The organism is Geodermatophilus sp. SYSU D01119 (assembly GCF_054049975.1).
The window spans coordinates 116,161-132,019 of record NZ_JBJGYL010000003.1; the positions used below are offsets into that span (position 1 = coordinate 116,161).

Consider the following 15,859-nt stretch of genomic DNA (forward strand, 5'->3'; position numbering starts at 1 on the left):
GCCCGGCGCGTGTCACGGGGCGTGACGGCACCGCGGCCGGAGGGTGGCCGGAGGGGCGCCGGCCGATCCGGGACCGGGCCCCCGCCGGGGTGGTGCGCGTCTTAACCGTCTCGAAACGCCGCGCGTCCGGCCGCGAAACGACCCGCTCCTAGCTTCCGTCGCGAGCGGGCGCCGGCTGAGGCGCCCCGCCGAGAGACGGAGAGCCGCATGCCCTTCCCCCGCCGCGCCGCGCGCGCCGGAGCCCTGTCGATCGCCGCCGTCCTGGCGCTCACCGCCTGCGGGTCGGGGGACGAGCCCACCGCGGCCGCCGGTGAGGGAGGCGGGGACCTCGGCGAGCTCACCCTGCAGCTGTCCTGGATCAAGAACGCCGAGTTCGCCGGCGAGTTCTTCGCCGACACCAACGGCCACTACACCGACGTCGGCTTCACCTCGGTGACGATGGACCCCGGTCCGGGCGCCATCGAGACCCTGGTGGCCACCGAGGACGCCGACTTCGGCCTGAGCAACGCCGTCTCCACCGCGCAGGTCATCGCGGAGGAGGACGCACCGCTGAAGATCGTCGGCACGAAGTTCCAGAAGAACCCGTTCACCATCCTGTCCCTGGCCGACGGCGGGAACATCGCGACGCCGCAGGACCTGGTGGGCAAGCGGATCGGCGTGCAGGCCGGCGGCAACGAGACGCTGTTCGACGCCCTGCTCGAGGTCAACGGCATCGACCCGGCCGACGTCGAGAAGGTGCCGGTCGAGTACGACCCGGCCCCGCTCATCGACGGCGAGGTCGACGGGTTCCTCGCCTACCTCACCAACGAGTCGATCACCGTGCAGTCGCAGGGCATCGAGGTCACCAACCTGCCCTTCGCCGACAACGGGCTGCCCTTCGTCGCCGAGTCGGTCATCACCACCGACCGCATGATCGCCGAGGAGCCGGAGCGGGTGATGGCCTTCCTGGAGGCCGAGATCCGCGGCTGGCAGGACGCGCTGGCCGACCCGGCCGAGGGCGCCCGCCTCGCGGTGGAGGAGTACGGCGCGGACCTGCAGCTGGACATGGCCAAGGAGCTCGAGCAGTCGGAGGTCCAGGCCGGACTGATCGTCACGCCCGACGTCGAGGCCAACGGCCTGTTCACGATCACCGACGAGCTGATCGAGCAGAACATGGCCACGCTCGCGGCCGCCGGCATCGACATCGAGGCCGAGGACCTCTTCGACCTGTCGCTGCTCGAGCAGCTGCTCGAGGAGAAGCCCGAGCTCGCCGAGCTGCCCGCCTGACCGACCCGTCCGGGAGACCCGACATGACCGACGTCGTCACGACGTCGACGGGCGCCGGTGCCGGTGGGGCCGTGGGCTCCACCGGCACCGGCGTGCGGATCGACCACCTGTCCAAGACCTTCCGGGTCGGGCGCCGCACGGTGCAGGCCCTGGAGGACGCCACGCTGTGGACCGACCGGGGCAGCTTCCTGTCCCTGCTCGGGCCGTCGGGCTGCGGCAAGTCCACGATCCTGCGGATCCTCGCCGGCCTGGAGGAGCCGACGTCGGGATCGGCGCTGGTCGACGGGCGCACGCCGCTGCAGCTGCGCCGCGACCACGACCTCGGCATCGCCTTCCAGGACTCCGCGCTGCTGCCCTGGCGGTCGGTGCTGTCCAACATCCGGCTGCCGTTCGAGGTGTCCGGGCAGCGGCCCGACGACGCGCTCGTGGCCGAGCTCATCCGGCTGGTCGGCCTGGAGGGGTTCGAGAAGGCGAAGCCCGCCCAGCTGTCCGGCGGCATGCGGCAGCGGGTGTCGATCGCCCGGGCGCTGGTGGTGCGGCCGTCGGTGCTGCTGCTCGACGAGCCGTTCGGGGCCCTGGACGACATGACCCGCCAGCGGTTGAACGTCGAGCTGCTGCGCATCTGGACGGAGAAGCCGGCGACCACGCTCATGGTCACCCACGGCATCTCGGAGGCGATCTTCCTGTCCGACCGGGTGGCGGTGATGAGCGCGCGGCCCGGCCGCGTGCAGGAGGTCATCGACGTCGACCTGCCGCGGCCGCGGACGCCGGACATGATGCGCACGCCGGAGTTCCACGCCCTGCACGACCGGGCCTCGGAGCTGCTGTTCGGCGGCGCCGCGGCGGCGGGGGACTGAGCGTGTCCCTCGCCCGCGGGCCGGCGCGCTCCCTGGTCACCGGCGCGCTCGGCGTCGTCGCGCTCCTCGTCCTGTGGGAGCTGGCGGCGGTCACCGTGCTGTCGGGCGCCCGCGTGCCCACCCCGGGCGGGGTGGCGGGTGCGGCGGTCGACGGCGGCTGGCGCTTCTGGTCGCTGCACTTCGGCATGACGCTGCAGGAGGCCGCGGTCGGCTTCGGCTACGGCACGCTCGCCGGCCTCGTCGTCGCCTCGCTGGTGCTGCTGCTGCCGGTCGCGGAGCCGGTGTTCATGCAGGTCGCCGTCATGAGCTACTGCGTGCCGCTGGTGGCGGTCGCGCCGGTGCTGTTCATCGTCATCGGCAACCCCGACGAGGGGCAGCGCTCGGGCACGGCCACCGCGCTCGCGGCCCTCTCGGTCTTCTTCACGACCGTGGTGGGGGCGGTGCTCGGCCTGCGCTCGGCCGACCGCGCCAGCCTCGACGTGGTGCGCGTCTTCGGCGGCGGCCGGGTGCGCCAGCTGGTCAAGGTGCAGGCGGTCGCCGCGCTGCCGTCGCTGCTGGCCGCGCTGCGGATCGGGGCGCCGGCGGCCTTCCTCGGGGCGATCCTCGGCGAGTACGTCGGGGGCGTGCAGCGGGGCGTCGCGCTGGTGCTCAAGATCGCGCAGCAGAACGTCGACGTCGAGCAGGCGTGGGCGGTGGGCATCGGCTGCGCGCTGGTGGCCGGCGCCTTCTACGCCGCCTTCGGGCTGGTCGGCCGGCTGGTCACCCCGTGGTCGCGCGGGGCGGCGGCGTGACCGCGGTGCTGCCCGGCGCCGGCCAGGCCCCCGCGCCCGGGCGGGCCGGCTCGCTGCTGCGGGCGGTGCTGCGCCAGGTGGGCACCGCGGTGCTGGTGCTCGCCGTCGTCGTCCTGCTGTGGACGGTGCTGCTGCGGGTCTTCGACGTCTCGCCCTACGTCGGCAAGACGCCCGCGGAGGTGTGGACGACGCTGTTCGGCGAGGACGACTCCGCCGAGCTGCGCGCCGAGATCGGCACCCTGCTGGGGCAGACCCTGCTCGACGCCGGCGTCGGCTTCGTCGCGGGGCTGCTGTCCGCCGTCGTGCTGGCCGCGGTCGTGGTGCGCTACCGGCTGCTGGAGGGCGCGGTCATGCCGGTGGCGCTGGTGCTGCAGACCGTCCCGCTCATCGCGCTCGCGCCGATCCTCATCCTCGCCGTCGGCCGCGGCTACGTCCTCGTCGCCACGATGAGCGCGATCGTGGTGCTGTTCCCGGCGCTGGTGAACATCGTGCTCGGCCTGCGCTCGGTCACCCCGCAGATGCGCGACCTGGTGCTGGTCTACGGCGGGTCGCCGTCCACGGTGCTGCGCAAGGTCGGCTTCCCCTCGGCGCTACCGGCGCTGTTCGCCTCGGTGCGGATCGCCGTGCCCGGCGCGCTCACCGGCGCCCTGCTCGCCGAGTGGCTGGCCACCGGCAAGGGCATCGGCTACGCCGTCGTCTCGGCGGCCGGCCGCTCGCAGAACGCCCGGGTGTGGGCGCTGGTCGTGGTCGTCACGATCACCGCCCTGGTGCTCTACCTGCTCGCGCAGCTGGTCGAGGCCGCCGTGCTCAGCCGCTTCGGCCGCGCGGAGGGCACCCGGTGACCCTGACCGTGCACTCCACGCCGACGCCGGCCGACCCGGCGATCGACGCGATGGTCGCCGCCCTGCCCAAGGTCAGCCTGCACTGCCACCTCATCGGCAGCGTGGCGCCGCGGACCGTGCTCGACCTCGCGCGCAAGCACGGCGTGCGGCTCGGCCGGTCCGCCGAGGAGCTCTACGACTCCGCCAGCTACGAGGACCTCGGCGAGTTCCTCCGCGTCCTCGACGTCGTCGGCTCGCTCGTGCGGGACCCCGAGGACTTCGCCCGGGTGACCTACGAGTCGCTCACCGACGGCGGCGCCGCCCACGGCGTCCTCTACCGGGAGGTGCACCTCAGCCCGCCCGGCCACCCCGGCGTGCCCTACCCGACGATCCTCGAGGGCGTCCTCGCCGGCGCCCGCGACGCAGAGACCGACACCGGCATCCGGGCCACGTTCCTGGTCGGCATCTGCCGGGAGCGGTCCGGCGCGGCCGCCGTGGAGCTGGTCGAGCAGGTGGTCGCGCACCGCGTGGACGAGGTGCTCGGCATCGGCCTGGACTACGCCGAGGTGAACGGCCCGCCCGGGCGGTTCGTCGAGGCCTACCGGCTCGCCGCGCGCGCCGGCCTGCAGCGGACGGCGCACTCGGAGTCCGGGCCGCCGGACCACGTCCGGGTGCTGCTCGACGAGCTCGGCTGCAGCCGGGTCGACCACGGCTACCACGTCGTCGACGACCCGGAGCTCACCGCCCGCTGCGCCGGGGAGCGGGTGCCGTTCACCTGCACCCCGGTGAGCTCCGACATCGGCCGCTACTCCGGCAGCGGCGACGGCAGTCACCGGCGGATCGCCGAGATGGCCGACGCCGGGCTGCTCGTCACGATCGACAGCGACGACCCGCCGATGTTCGGCACCGACCCGACCCACGACTACCGGGTCCTCGCGCACGCCCTCGGCTGGCGCCGCGACCGCCTGGCCGGCTTCACCCGCAACGCCGTCGAGGCCTGCTGGCTCGACGACACCGACAAGGCCGCTCTCCTCGCCCGCGTCGAGGCGCAGGTGGCGGCGACCCCCGACGCGCCCCCGGCACCCCAGGAGGACCCCGCATGACCAACCGCTTCACCGTCCCGACCGTCGACGTCTCGCCCTACGTGCGGGGCGGCAGCGCCGAGGAGCGCGCCGCCGCGGCCGCCGCGTTCGACGAGGCCGCCCGCACCGTGGGCTTCGTGCAGGTGGTCGGCCACGGCGTGCCGGAGGCGGTCACCGACGCGTTCGCCGCCGCCCTCGACGAGTTCTTCGCCCTGCCGCTGGAGGTGAAGAAGCGCTACCGGACCCCGCCGGAGGTCAACCGCGGCTACGCCCCGCCCAAGACCGAGTCGCTGAGCCTGAGCCTGGGCCTGGCGCCGGCCAACCGGATGCACGACTTCTTCGAGGCGTTCAACGTGGGCGCCGCCGTCTCCGACTTCCCCGGCCTGGACCTGCCCGAGGCCGACTACCCGGAGAACGTGTGGCCCGCCGAGGCGCCGTCCTTCCGCGCGGCGGTGGAGGCCTACTCCGCCGAGGCCGCCCGGGTGGCGCGCACCCTCACCACGCTGTTCGCCGACGCGCTCGGCCTGCCGGCCGGCTACTTCGCCGGCTACACCGGCCACAGCCTCGACGTGCTGCGGATGAACAACTACGCCCTGGAGCCCGGCGCGCTCGAGCTCGACGGCGACCTGACCGGCATGGGCGAGCACACCGACTACGGGATCGTCACCGTGCTGTGGGCCGACCAGGTGGCGGGCCTGCAGGTGCTCGGGCGCGACGGCGGCTGGCACGACGTCATGCCCGCCGACGGCGCGCTGCTCATCAACCTCGGCGACCTCATGGCGCGCTGGACCAACGACCGGTGGATGTCCACCCTGCACCGGGTCAAGCCGCCGATCGTCGACGGCACGATCGCCCGCCGGCGCAGCGCCGCCTTCTTCCACGACGGCGACGTCGACGCGCTCATCGAGACCCTGCCCACCTGCGTCGGGGACGGCTCGCCCTACCCGCCGATCACCGTGGGCGAGCACATCCGGGCCAAGCTGGCCGGCTCCCGGGCCGGTGTGGCCAACCCCGAGGCCGCGCGCGAGGCGGCGCGGGTGCTCGCGGCGCAGGGCGGCGCCTGACCGGCCGGGAGGCTCTACGGTCCGGCGGCATGCCGCGGCCGGTCGCTCTCCTGGTGGTCACCTCCACCCAGCTCGCCGCCCAGGCGGCCGGGCACGCCGTCGCGCTGCGGCGGCGGCGCGCCTTCGACGTCCCGTTCCTCGCCGGCAGCCCCGAGCACCTGGTGCGCGACTGGCTCTGGTTCGGCACGGCCTACAGCGCGCCGCCGTACCTGCTCGGCCGCAGGCCTGGGCGCTCGGGCGGCTGCTGCGCGGACCGGACGACCGCGCGCGGTGGGTGCTGTGCCGGATCGGGGCCGGCCTGACGCTGGGCTACCTGAGCGAGCGGTCGGTGCGGACGCGGGTCCGCCCGGGCGGCCTGGACCCGGTCGAGACGCCCGTCGTCGTGGCCGGCTGGGGGTGCGCGGCGGCGATGGCGCTGCTCGCCGGGTGGGAGCGCCGGGCGGTCAGCGCAGGGGTGAGCGGCGGACCAGCTCGCGGGCGATGACGGTCCGCTGGATCTCGTTGGTGCCCTCGCCGACGATCATCAGCGGGGCGTCGCGGAAGTAGCGCTCGACGTCGAACTCGGTGGAGTAGCCGTAGCCGCCGTGCACCCGGACGGCGTCGAGCGCCACCTGCATCGCGGTCTCGGAGGCGAAGAGCTTGGCCATGCCGGCCTCCATGTCGGCGCGCTCCCCGGCCTCGTACCGGCGGGCCGCGTGCAGCACCAGCTGCCGGGCGGCGGTGAGCCGGGTGACCATGTCGGCCAGCAGGTTCCCCACCGACTGGTGCTCCCAGATCGGGCGGCCGAAGCTCTCCCGCTCCTGCGCGTAGCGCACCGAGTCCTCCAGCGCGGCCCGGCCCACGCCGAGCGCCCGGGCGGCCACCTGGATCCGGCCGATCTCCAGGCCGCGCATCATCTGCGCGAACCCCCGGCCCGGTTCCCCGCCGAGGACGGCGTCGCGCGGCACCCGCATGTCGTCGAAGGACAGCTCGCAGCTCTCCACGCCCTTGTAGCCGAGCTTGGGCAGGTCGCGGGAGACGGTGAACCCCGGCCCCTTCTCCACCAGCAGCACGCTGATGCCGCGGTGCGCCGGCCGCGCGCCGGGGTCGGTGCGGCACAGCAGTGCGACCAGCCCGGACCGGCGGGCGTTGGTGATCCACGTCTTGGACCCGGTGACCACCCAGGAGTCGCCGTCGGCCCGCGCGGTGGTGCGCATCGCCTGCAGGTCCGAACCGCCGCCGGGCTCGGTGAGCGCCATCGTGGCCCGCAGCTCACCGGTGGCCATCCGCGGCAGGTACCGGGCCTGCTGCTCGGGTGTGCCGTGGGCCAGCAGCAGCCGGGCGACGACGGTGTGGCCGCCCATCGCGCCGGCCAGGCTCATCCAGCCGCGGGCGAGCTCCTCGGTGACCGCGACGAAGCACGGCACCGACACGTTCGACCCGCCGTGCTCCTCCGGGACGAGCAGCCCGAAGACGCCCAGCTCCTTCATCCGCTCGACGAGCGCCTCGGGGTAGGTGTCGGCGTGTTCCAGCTCGCGGACCACCGGGCGCACCTCGCGGTCGACGAACCGGCGGACGACCTCGACGACCGCCGTCTCCTCGGCGTCGAGGTCGTGCAGGCTGGCGGGGTCGGGCACGGCGTCCTCCTGGTCGGCGGGCGGGCTCGGGCACATCCTGTCGGGTCGCCCGGCGCGTCGCGGAACCCTCGCCGCCGCCGGGCCCGTTGACCGTGTGCCGGGGTGCACCGGCGCGGGCGCGGGGGCCCCGCCGCCGCGCGCCCCTGCACTCCCGGGCGGCCGTCCGGGGGACCCGACGGAGAACGGAGCACCATGCCGGTCGACCTGTCCACCGCCGAGCCCGCCGACGTCCGCACCGCGCACGAGTCCCTGGTCCGCGAGGTCGCGCTGGTGCACGCCCGGGCGCGGGCCGCCGAGTACCTGGTGCGCGAGGACCCGGCGGCGGCCGCGCGGGCGCTGCGCGGGCTGACCGTCTCCAGCGGCGCGGTGTGGGACGCGCTGCGCACCAGCGCCCCCGTGCCGCGGACCGGTGCCGTCGTCCTTCCCGACCTGCTCGGCGGCTTCCGCGCCGCCGGGGGCTCGGTCCGCTTCGCCGCGACCGGCCCGGAGCAGCGGCTCTCGCCGGACGGCGCGGCTGCGGTGCGGGCGCTGGTGGAGGAGGTGCTGGCGGCCGGCGTCGACGTCGCCGGGTCGCTGTCGGTGGCGCTCACCTGGTCGGCGACGCACCTGGACCTGCTGGTCGTGCTCGGCCCGTCCGCCGACGCCGCGGCGGTGCCGGTGACCGCCGTCGACCTGCTGCGCTCGGCCGGGGCGGTGCTCGCCGCCGGCGGGACGGTGCGGGTGGAGACACCCGAGGCCGGCGGGACCGTCGTCGCCGCGTCCCTGCCGGTGGTGCCCGCGCCCGCCCGGGCGGCGATCACCGGCTGAGGGGACCCGGCGACCGCCGCCGCGGGGTCAGTGGGTGGAGGGCTCCTGCGCGACCTCGCGGCGGTCCTGCGACCACAGCGTGTGGAAGGTGCCCTCCCGGTCGATGCGCCGGTAGGTGTGCGCGCCGAAGAAGTCCCGCTGCCCCTGGATGAGCGCGGCCGGCAGCCGGTCGGAGGCGAGCGAGTCGAAGTAAGCCAGCGCGGAGGAGAACCCCGGCGCGGGGACGCCCGAGGCGGCGGCGAGCCCGACGATCCGCCGCCAGGCGGCCTCGCCCCGTGCCACGGCGTCGGCGAAGTACGGGTCGACCAGCAGCGTCGGCAGCTGCGGGTCGCGCGCGTAGGCCTCCACGATCCGGTTGAGGAACTGCGCGCGGATGATGCAGCCGCCGCGCCAGATGCGGGCGATAGCGCCGAGGTCGATGTCCCAGTCGTAGGCGTGCGCGCCGGCGACGATCAGGTCGAAGCCCTGCGCGTAGGCGACCACCTTCGACGCGTACAGCGCCGCGCGGACGTCGTCCTCGAAGCCCTCGGGCGCCGGCGCCGGGGCCGGCCGCTCCCCGACGCTGCGCTGCACGGCGGCCCGCTGCACCGGCTTGGACGACACCGCCCGGGCGAAGACGGCCTCGCCGATGCCGGAGACGGGGATGCCGAGGCCGACGGCGTTCTGCACGGTCCACACGCCGGTGCCCTTCGAGCCGGCCTCGTCGCGGATGACGTCGACCAGCGGCCGGCCGGTGTCGGCGTCCCGCTGCTTGAGAACCTCGGCGGTGATCTCGATCAGGTAGGACTCGAGGTCGCCGCGGTTCCACTCCTCGAAGACCCCGACGAGGGCGTCGGGGTCGTGCCCGCCGACCCGCCGCAGGAGGTCGTAGGACTCGGCGATGAGCTGCATGTCGGCGTACTCGATGCCGTTGTGCACCATCTTCACGAAGTGCCCGGCGCCGTCGGTGCCGACGTGGGTCACGCACGGCTCGCCCTCGGCGACCGCGGCGATCGACTCGAGGATCGGGCCCAGCGTCTGCCACGCCTCGTCGGAGCCGCCGGGCATGATCGACGGCCCGTGCAGGGCGCCCTCCTCGCCGCCGGAGATGCCGGTGCCCACGAAGTGCAGCCTCCGCTCCCGCAGGGCGTGCTCGCGGCGGATGGTGTCGTGGAAGTCGGCGTTGCCGCCGTCGACGATGATGTCGCCCGGCTCGAACCGCTCCGCCAGCTGCTCGATCACGGCGTCGGTGCCGCGGCCGGCCTGCACCATGACGATCGCGGTGCGCGGCCGGGCCAGCGAGGCCACGAAGGCGTCCATGTCGTGCGCGGCGACGAAGCCGAGGTGCTCGTGCTCGCTCAGCAGCTGGTCGGTGCGGGCGGTGGTGCGGTTGTAGACCGCCACCGTGTTGCCCTCCCGCGAGGCGAGGTTGCGGGCCAGGTTCGAGCCCATCACCGCGAGGCCGACCACCCCGATGTTCGCCACTGCCTGCCCGGTCATCGCGTTCTCCTCGTGTGCGTCGGCTGCTCGGCGTCCGCGGTGATCCTCGGCCCGTGCCCGCGGCGGTGTCCACGCCCTGCCGGTCCCCGGCTGGGGGACCGGCCGGGCGGTCAGGCCAGGGTGGCGACGTCGATGACGAAGCGGTACCGGACGTCGGAGGCGAGGACCCGCTCGTAGGCCTCGTTGACCCGGTCGGCGGGGATGACCTCCACCTCCGCGCCGATGCCGTGCTCGGCGCAGAAGTCGAGCACCTCCTGGGTGGCGGCGATGCCACCGATCATGGAGCCCGCGAAGGTGCGCCGGCCGCCGATCAGCGACATCGCGTTGACGCTCAGCGGGTCGGCGGGGGCGCCGACGTTGACCAGCGCGCCGTCGACGGCGAGGAGCGAGAGGTACGCGTCGACGTCGACGGCGGCGCTGACGGTGTTCACGACCAGGTCGAAGCGGCCGGCCAGCCGGGTGAAGGTGTCCGGGTCGCTGGTGGCGAAGTAGGCGTCGGCGCCCAGGCGCAGGCCGTCCTCCTGCTTCTCCAGCGACTGCGACAGCACGGTCACCTCGGCGCCCAGGGCGTGCGCGAGCTTGACGGCCATGTGGCCGAGCCCGCCGAGGCCGACGACGGCGACCCGCTTGCCCGGCCCGGCGTCCCAGCGGCGCAGCGGCGACCACGTGGTGATGCCGGCGCACAGCAGCGGCGCGGCGGCCGCCGGGTCGAGACCGCCGGGCACGCGCAGCACGTGGCCGGCGTCCACGACGACGTGGGTGGAGTAACCGCCCTGGGTCGTGGTGCCGTCGCGGTCGGTGCCGGCGTAGGTGGGGACCATCCCCTGCAGGCAGTACTGCTCGTCGCCGGCGCGGCAGTTCGCGCACTCGCCGCAGCTGTCCACCATGCAGCCGACGCCGACGCGGTCGCCGACCCGGTGGCCGGTGACGTCGGCCCCCACCTCGGTGACGACGCCGACGATCTCGTGGCCGGGGACGACGGGGAAGGGCTGCGGGCCCCAGTCGCCGTTGACGGTGTGGATGTCGGAGTGGCAGATGCCGGCGTACTCGATGGCGATGAGGACGTCGTTCGGGCCGACGTCGCGGCGCTCGACGGTCGTGGGGGCCAGGGGCTGCCCGGCGGCGGGGGCGGCGTAGGCGTTGACGCGCATGGGGGGAGCTCCTCGGTCGGGACGGGTGTGCCCACCACGGAACGCCGCCTCGCACGGGCGTGGGAGGTCGGATCTGTGGGGGGTAGAGGCTCGACCTCCCTCCGCGGGCCGGGCGGCCTACCGTCGGCGGGCGTGGACAACCGCTCCGACATCCGCGAGTTCCTCGCCACCCGGCGCGCCCGGATCACCCCCGAGCAGGCCGGTCTGCTCCCGGGCGGCGGGCGGCGGCGGGTGCCCGGGCTGCGCCGCGAGGAGGTCGCGGTCCTCGCCGGGGTGAGCACCGACTGGTACACCCGGCTGGAGAAGGGCCACATCGCCGGCGTCTCCGAGGACGTCCTGGAGGCCGTCGCCCGCGCGCTGCAGCTCGACGAGGCCGAGCGCACCCACCTGTTCAACCTCGCCCGCGCCGCCGCGCGGCCGGCCCGCACGCCGCAGCGCCGCTCCCGGCCGCGCATCGCGTCCCGGGTGCAGTGGATGCTCGACTCGATGACGGGCTCGGCCGCCTTCGTCGCCGACGGCCGGCTGGACGTCCTGGCGACCAACGCCCTCGGCTGGGCGCTGCACGCCCCGCTGTTCGACAGTCCGCGGGGGCCGGCCAACTTCGCCCGGTTCCAGTTCCTCGACCCGCGGGCGCGCGACTTCTACACCGACTGGGCCGGCGCGGCGAACACCACCGTCGCGCTGCTGCGCACCGAGGCCGGGCGCCGTCCGCACGACGCGCAGTTGCGCGAACTGGTCGGGGAGCTGTCCACCGTCAGCGAGGAGTTCCGGGTCCGCTGGGCCGCCCACGACGTCCGCACGCACCACAACGGCGTCAAGCAGTTCCGCCACCCGGTCGTCGGCACGCTCGACCTGGGCTACCACACGTTCGACCTGCCGGCCGAGGACGCCGCGGACCTGCGCATGACGATCTACACCGCCGAGCCCGGCACGCCGTCGGCGGACGCGCTCGCGCTGCTGGCCAGCTGGGCGGCGACCCAGGCCGTCCCCGCGCCGCAGCCCGCGCCCGGCGCGACCGACCGCCCCTGACCGCCGCCGGCGGCCGTCAGGAGCCCGCCGCGCCCCGGCGGCGCGCGGCGACCGCGAGGGCGGTCGCGGGCACCAGGGTCAGGGCGACGACGACGGTGCCGACGACGCCCGGTCCGACCGCGCCGAGGCCGCTGTCGAGGGTGGCGCCCGCGATGCCGGTGCCCGCCGCGGTGCCGAGGTTGTAGGCGGCCACCGACAGGGCCACGGCCAGCGTCGGCGCCGCGCCGCCGAGCCGGACGGCCAGGGCGGACAGCACCGGGTTGGCGCTCAGCCCCAGGAGCCCGAGCAGGCAGACCAGTACCACCGTGGGCACCGGGTGCGCCGACACGAGGCAGATCGCGAGCAGCACGGCCGTCGTGGCCGCGGGCACGGCGACGGTCACGGCGTGCGGGGCGGCGTCCCCGAGACGGCCGCCGACCACCGTCCCGACGAGGGAGCCGACGCCGAAGCCGACGAGCACCAGCGGCACGAGGCCGACGGCCAGGCCGGCCCGGTCGGTGAGCAGCGGGGAGACGTAGGAGTAGGCCGACAGCACGCCGCCGGTGGTGGTGGCGCAGGCGGCCAGCACCAGCCACAGCCGGCTCGAGCGCAGCGCGGCCAGCTCCGACCGCAGCGAGCCGGCCCGCTCGCCGGGCGGGTCGCCCGGCACCTGGCGGGCGACGAGCGGCAGGGCGGCCAGCGCGAGCGCGGCGAGGGTCCAGAACGGCCCGCGCCAGCCCGAGAGCTGCCCGGCGAAGGCGCCGAGCGGCACCCCGACGACGTTGGCCAGCATGCCGCCGGCGCCGACCAGCCCGAGCGCGCGGGACCGGGCGCCGGGGCCGGCGGCGCGCGTGGCGACGACCGAGGCCACCGACCAGAACGCCCCGGTGGCCCAAGCGGTGACGAACCGCGCGGCCAGCAGCAGCGGGAGGCTCGTGCCGAGCGCGACGACGACGTGCCCCGCGGCGAACACCGCCAGCGCGAGGAGCAGCGTCGTCCGGCGCGGCATCCGCCGGGTGAGCAGGGCCATCGCCGGTGCGCCGACGATCATCCCGGCCGCGAACACGGTGATGAGCAGCCCGGCCTCGGCCACGCCCACCGACAGGTCGTCGGCGATCTCCGGCAGCAGGCCGGCCACCACGAACTCGGTGGTGAGCATGAGGAAGGTGCCGGCCGCCAGGACGTACACGACGAGCGGGAGCCGTCCGCCGTCCGGGGCGGGGCGGGGCGCTGCTCCGGGCTCGGTGCCGGCTCGGCCGGGGGCGGGGGAGGCGGCTGCGCGCACGGGGAGGGCTCCTCAGGACGTTGCAGGTCGTACCGACCACGGAACGCCGTCCGGCGGGCAGGTGGGAGGGCGGGCTCCTGGGGGGTACCGGCGCGACCCCTCTCGCGTCCCGGCCGTGCGGCCCGCCCGCGCTGGTGCAGGCGGGGGCGGGCCAGCCGGTCGCCGAACCGCAGCCGGGTGTCCTCGTCGGTGTGGCGCGGGCGGGGAATGCCGAGGCGGGGCAGGCGTTAGCATGAACACGCACCCGTCCCGGGACCGCGGCGACCGTCCGTACGACGGATCCGCCCCAGCGGGACCGCCCCCGTCGTCGCTCCCGCGACCGGCTCCGGCGGCCCACGACGCTCCCGGTGCTGCCCGGCCGTCCGGTCCGGGCGAGGCCGGTCCGCGGGCGGTGCGGCTCGACGCCGCGGCTCCCGTGCCGCGGCATCACGGAGGAGTGGTCAGTGGCCCGACCCGGCCGGCGCCAGACGGGCGCTCGCCGCCCCGCCCCGCGCGACGCACGGCGCGTCCGCGAGGGCGGCGACGTCATCGCCGTCCTCGCGCGCGCCGTCCGCGGCCTGGAGGCCGCCGTCGGGCGCGGGCGGATGACGCCTGCCCTGCGCACGGAGTTCCAGGCCGTGGCCCTGCTGGTGCGCGAGCAGCACGCCCGGGTGCGCGCCGACGAGGGGCTCACCCCCGCCGCCCGCGCCGAGCAGCTCAAGCGCCTCGACGGCATCGGCACCATCCTGGCCAAGACGGCCGTCCGGGCCCCCGCCCTGCTCACCCTCCTCGCCGAGGACGCCGTCGTGTCCGACGCCGCCCGGTCCGCGGCGCGCGAGATCCTGCGCGACGCCCGCGTCGAGACCCCCGAGCCGGTCGCCGAGCCCCAGCCGGAGCCCGTCGCCGCCCCGGCCGCACCCGAGCGCCGGGTGGTGCCGCAGTCGGTGGTCTCCCGGCAGCTGGCCAACCCCTTCCTCGCCCCCGACTACTCGGCCGCCCCGCAGCGGCCGGCGCGGCCCTCCCGGCTGTCCGGCTGGGAGCTCATCGGCCCGCTGCTCACCTCCTTCGAGCGCGCCGGCAGCGGCGACGCCGCCTGCATGCCGCTGCCCCCGCCGGCACCGGTGCGCGTCCCGGCCGGCCGCGAGCTCATGCCGCACCAGGCACAGGTGGTCGCCGCGGCCGCCGAGGGACACCGCACCTTCCTGCTCGCCGACGAGCCGGGCCTGGGCAAGACCGCGCAGGCGCTGCTGGCCGCCGAGGCGGCGAACGCCTACCCACTGCTCGTCGTCGTGCCGAACGTCGTCAAGACCAACTGGGCGCGCGAGGCCGGCATCTGGGTGCCGCACCGCCCGGCCACCGTGGTGCAGGGCGACGGCGAGACCGTCGACGGGTTCGCCGACGTCGTCGTCGTCAACTACGACGTCCTCGACCGGCACGTCGGCTGGCTGGGCGACTTCGGGTTCCGCGGGATGGTCGTCGACGAGGCGCACTTCATCAAGAACAAGACCTCGCAGCGCTCGCAGCACGTGCTGCGGCTGTCGCAGCGCATCCGCGAGCGCACCGCCCGGGCGCTGCTCATGGCGCTGACCGGCACCCCGCTGATCAACGACATCGACGACTTCCGGGCCATCTGGCAGTTCCTCGGCTGGATCGACGACACCCAGCCCCTCGGTGACCTCGTCGAGGCGCTCGAGGCCACCGGGCTCACCCCCGCCGACCGCGGCTTCTACCCGGCGGCGCGGCGCTGCGTCATCGACCTCGGCATCGTCCGCCGGCGCAAGGTCGACGTCGCCGCCGACATCCCCGCCCGCCGCATCGCCGACCTGCCCGTCGAGCTCGACGGCGCGGCCGGCCGCTCGATCCGGGCCGCCGAGGCCGACCTCGCCCGCCGGATGGTGGCCCGCTACGAGACGGCGCTGGCCGCCCGCTCCGACGTCGAGGAGCCCGACGGCATCGACCCGGCCCTGGTGCGTCGCGTGGCGCGCGCCGAGCTCAAGGACGCGACCGCGGGCGAGTCCGGCGAGAACGTCTTCAGCATGATGCGCCGCATCGGCCGGGCGAAGGCGGGGCTGGCCGCCGACTACGCCGCGCAGCTGGCCCGCAGCGCCGGCAAGGTCGTCTTCTTCGCCAAGCACGTCGACGTCATGGACGCCGCCGAGGAGACCTTCGAGCGGCAGGGCGTCCGGTTCACCTCCATCCGCGGCGACCAGACGCCGAAGGCGCGCCAGCAGGCGGTCGACGCCTTCGTGCAGGACCCCGACGTCGCGGTCGTGGTCTGCTCGCTGACCGCGGCCGGCGTGGGCCTGAACCTGCAGGTCGCGTCCAACGTGGTGCTGGCCGAGCTGTCGTGGACCGACGCCGAGCAGACGCAGGCGATCGACCGCAGCCACCGCATCGGGCAGACCGAGCCGGTCACCGCCTGGCGGATCATCGCCGCGCAGACGCTCGACTCCCGCATCGCCGAGCTCATCGACAGCAAGGCGGGCCTCGCCGCCCGGGCGCTCGACGGGTCCGACCAGGAGGTCTCCTCGTCGCCCGACGTGCAGCTCGAGGCCCTCGTCGCGCTGCTCACCGACGCGCTGGCCGCCCGCGCCGCCGCCTGACACCCGGACGCCACGCCTCCCACCCTGCCTGCCGCGGGGGTCGTGGCCGG

14 protein-coding genes are annotated in these 15,859 nt (G+C 75.6%); 10 read left to right on the top strand and 4 right to left on the bottom strand.

What is annotated here, in order from left to right:
* Window positions 1-207: 207 nt before the first annotated feature.
* Genes ACI79X_RS03245 through ACI79X_RS03275 form a run of 7 tightly spaced genes read left to right on the top strand, consistent with a single transcriptional unit; the run spans window position 208 to window position 6,183 of the window.
* Window positions 208-1,266 (top strand): ABC transporter substrate-binding protein, encoded by a 1,059-nt coding sequence (locus tag ACI79X_RS03245; RefSeq protein WP_457023973.1) that lies wholly within the window; start codon window positions 208-210, stop codon window positions 1,264-1,266.
* 23 nt (window positions 1,267-1,289) lie between these two features.
* On the top strand, window positions 1,290-2,123 hold the full coding sequence (locus tag ACI79X_RS03250) for an ABC transporter ATP-binding protein (RefSeq protein ID WP_457023974.1): 834 nt from the start codon (window positions 1,290-1,292) through the stop codon (window positions 2,121-2,123).
* Window positions 2,124-2,125: 2 nt separating this feature from the next.
* Window positions 2,126-2,914, top strand: a complete 789-nt coding sequence (locus ACI79X_RS03255) for an ABC transporter permease (protein ID WP_457023975.1) — start codon at window positions 2,126-2,128, stop codon at window positions 2,912-2,914.
* Window positions 2,911-3,756: an ABC transporter permease gene (locus ACI79X_RS03260; protein WP_457023976.1), complete on the top strand. Its 846-nt coding sequence runs from the start codon at window positions 2,911-2,913 to the stop codon at window positions 3,754-3,756. Before ACI79X_RS03255 ends, ACI79X_RS03260 begins: the two co-directional genes overlap by 4 nt.
* A complete protein-coding gene (gene add, locus ACI79X_RS03265) occupies window positions 3,753-4,838 on the top strand; it encodes an adenosine deaminase (RefSeq protein WP_457023977.1) in 1,086 nt (361 codons plus the stop codon). Before ACI79X_RS03260 ends, add begins: the two co-directional genes overlap by 4 nt.
* Complete coding sequence (locus ACI79X_RS03270) at window positions 4,835-5,881, top strand: isopenicillin N synthase family dioxygenase (protein WP_457023978.1); 1,047 nt, start codon at window positions 4,835-4,837, stop codon at window positions 5,879-5,881. Before add ends, ACI79X_RS03270 begins: the two co-directional genes overlap by 4 nt.
* A gap of 29 nt (window positions 5,882-5,910) precedes the next feature.
* The gene (locus ACI79X_RS03275; protein ID WP_457023979.1) at window positions 5,911-6,183 is read left to right on the top strand and encodes a hypothetical protein; all 273 of its coding nucleotides are present in this window, start codon (window positions 5,911-5,913) and stop codon (window positions 6,181-6,183) included.
* A 141-nt stretch (window positions 6,184-6,324) separates the two neighbouring features.
* Here the strand turns inward: ACI79X_RS03275 and ACI79X_RS03280 are convergent, their stop codons facing one another.
* Window positions 6,325-7,497 (bottom strand): acyl-CoA dehydrogenase family protein, encoded by a 1,173-nt coding sequence (locus ACI79X_RS03280; protein WP_457023980.1) that lies wholly within the window; start codon window positions 7,495-7,497, stop codon window positions 6,325-6,327.
* 192 nt (window positions 7,498-7,689) lie between these two features.
* On the opposite strand from ACI79X_RS03280, the gene ACI79X_RS03285 reads away from it, so the two are divergent.
* Window positions 7,690-8,304, top strand: a complete 615-nt coding sequence (locus ACI79X_RS03285) for a hypothetical protein (protein WP_457023981.1) — start codon at window positions 7,690-7,692, stop codon at window positions 8,302-8,304.
* A 27-nt stretch (window positions 8,305-8,331) separates the two neighbouring features.
* Here the strand turns inward: ACI79X_RS03285 and gndA are convergent, their stop codons facing one another.
* Together gndA and ACI79X_RS03295 are read right to left on the bottom strand one after the other, a co-directional pair.
* Entirely contained in the window at window positions 8,332-9,783 is a 1,452-nt protein-coding gene (gene gndA / locus ACI79X_RS03290) for an NADP-dependent phosphogluconate dehydrogenase (protein ID WP_457023982.1), read from the bottom strand.
* A gap of 110 nt (window positions 9,784-9,893) precedes the next feature.
* A complete protein-coding gene (locus ACI79X_RS03295; RefSeq protein ID WP_457023983.1) occupies window positions 9,894-10,934 on the bottom strand; it encodes an NAD(P)-dependent alcohol dehydrogenase in 1,041 nt (346 codons plus the stop codon).
* Between the two features lie 132 nt (window positions 10,935-11,066).
* Between ACI79X_RS03295 and ACI79X_RS03300 the strand changes: the two genes are divergently transcribed.
* Entirely contained in the window at window positions 11,067-11,963 is an 897-nt protein-coding gene (locus ACI79X_RS03300) for a helix-turn-helix transcriptional regulator (protein ID WP_457023984.1), read from the top strand.
* Between the two features lie 16 nt (window positions 11,964-11,979).
* Here the strand turns inward: ACI79X_RS03300 and ACI79X_RS03305 are convergent, their stop codons facing one another.
* The gene (locus ACI79X_RS03305; RefSeq protein WP_457023985.1) at window positions 11,980-13,227 is read right to left on the bottom strand and encodes an MFS transporter; all 1,248 of its coding nucleotides are present in this window, start codon (window positions 13,225-13,227) and stop codon (window positions 11,980-11,982) included.
* Window positions 13,228-13,670: 443 nt separating this feature from the next.
* Between ACI79X_RS03305 and ACI79X_RS03310 the strand changes: the two genes are divergently transcribed.
* Window positions 13,671-15,809: a DEAD/DEAH box helicase gene (locus tag ACI79X_RS03310; RefSeq protein WP_457023986.1), complete on the top strand. Its 2,139-nt coding sequence runs from the start codon at window positions 13,671-13,673 to the stop codon at window positions 15,807-15,809.
* Window positions 15,810-15,859 lie beyond the last annotated feature (50 nt).

What these genes read in the sequence shown, in the direction of transcription:
- ACI79X_RS03245 (WP_457023973.1), top strand. Translation starts at nt 208, where the DNA reads ATGCCCTTCCCCCGCCGCGCCGCGCGCGCCGGAGCCCTGTCGATCGCC.
- ACI79X_RS03250 (WP_457023974.1), top strand. Translation starts at nt 1,290, where the DNA reads ATGACCGACGTCGTCACGACGTCGACGGGCGCCGGTGCCGGTGGGGCC.
- ACI79X_RS03270 (WP_457023978.1), top strand. Translation starts at nt 4,835, where the DNA reads ATGACCAACCGCTTCACCGTCCCGACCGTCGACGTCTCGCCCTACGTG.
- ACI79X_RS03275 (WP_457023979.1), top strand. Translation starts at nt 5,911, where the DNA reads ATGCCGCGGCCGGTCGCTCTCCTGGTGGTCACCTCCACCCAGCTCGCC.
- ACI79X_RS03285 (WP_457023981.1), top strand. Translation starts at nt 7,690, where the DNA reads ATGCCGGTCGACCTGTCCACCGCCGAGCCCGCCGACGTCCGCACCGCG.
- gndA (WP_457023982.1), bottom strand. Translation starts at nt 9,783, where the DNA reads ATGACCGGGCAGGCAGTGGCGAACATCGGGGTGGTCGGCCTCGCGGTG.
- ACI79X_RS03295 (WP_457023983.1), bottom strand. Translation starts at nt 10,934, where the DNA reads ATGCGCGTCAACGCCTACGCCGCCCCCGCCGCCGGGCAGCCCCTGGCC.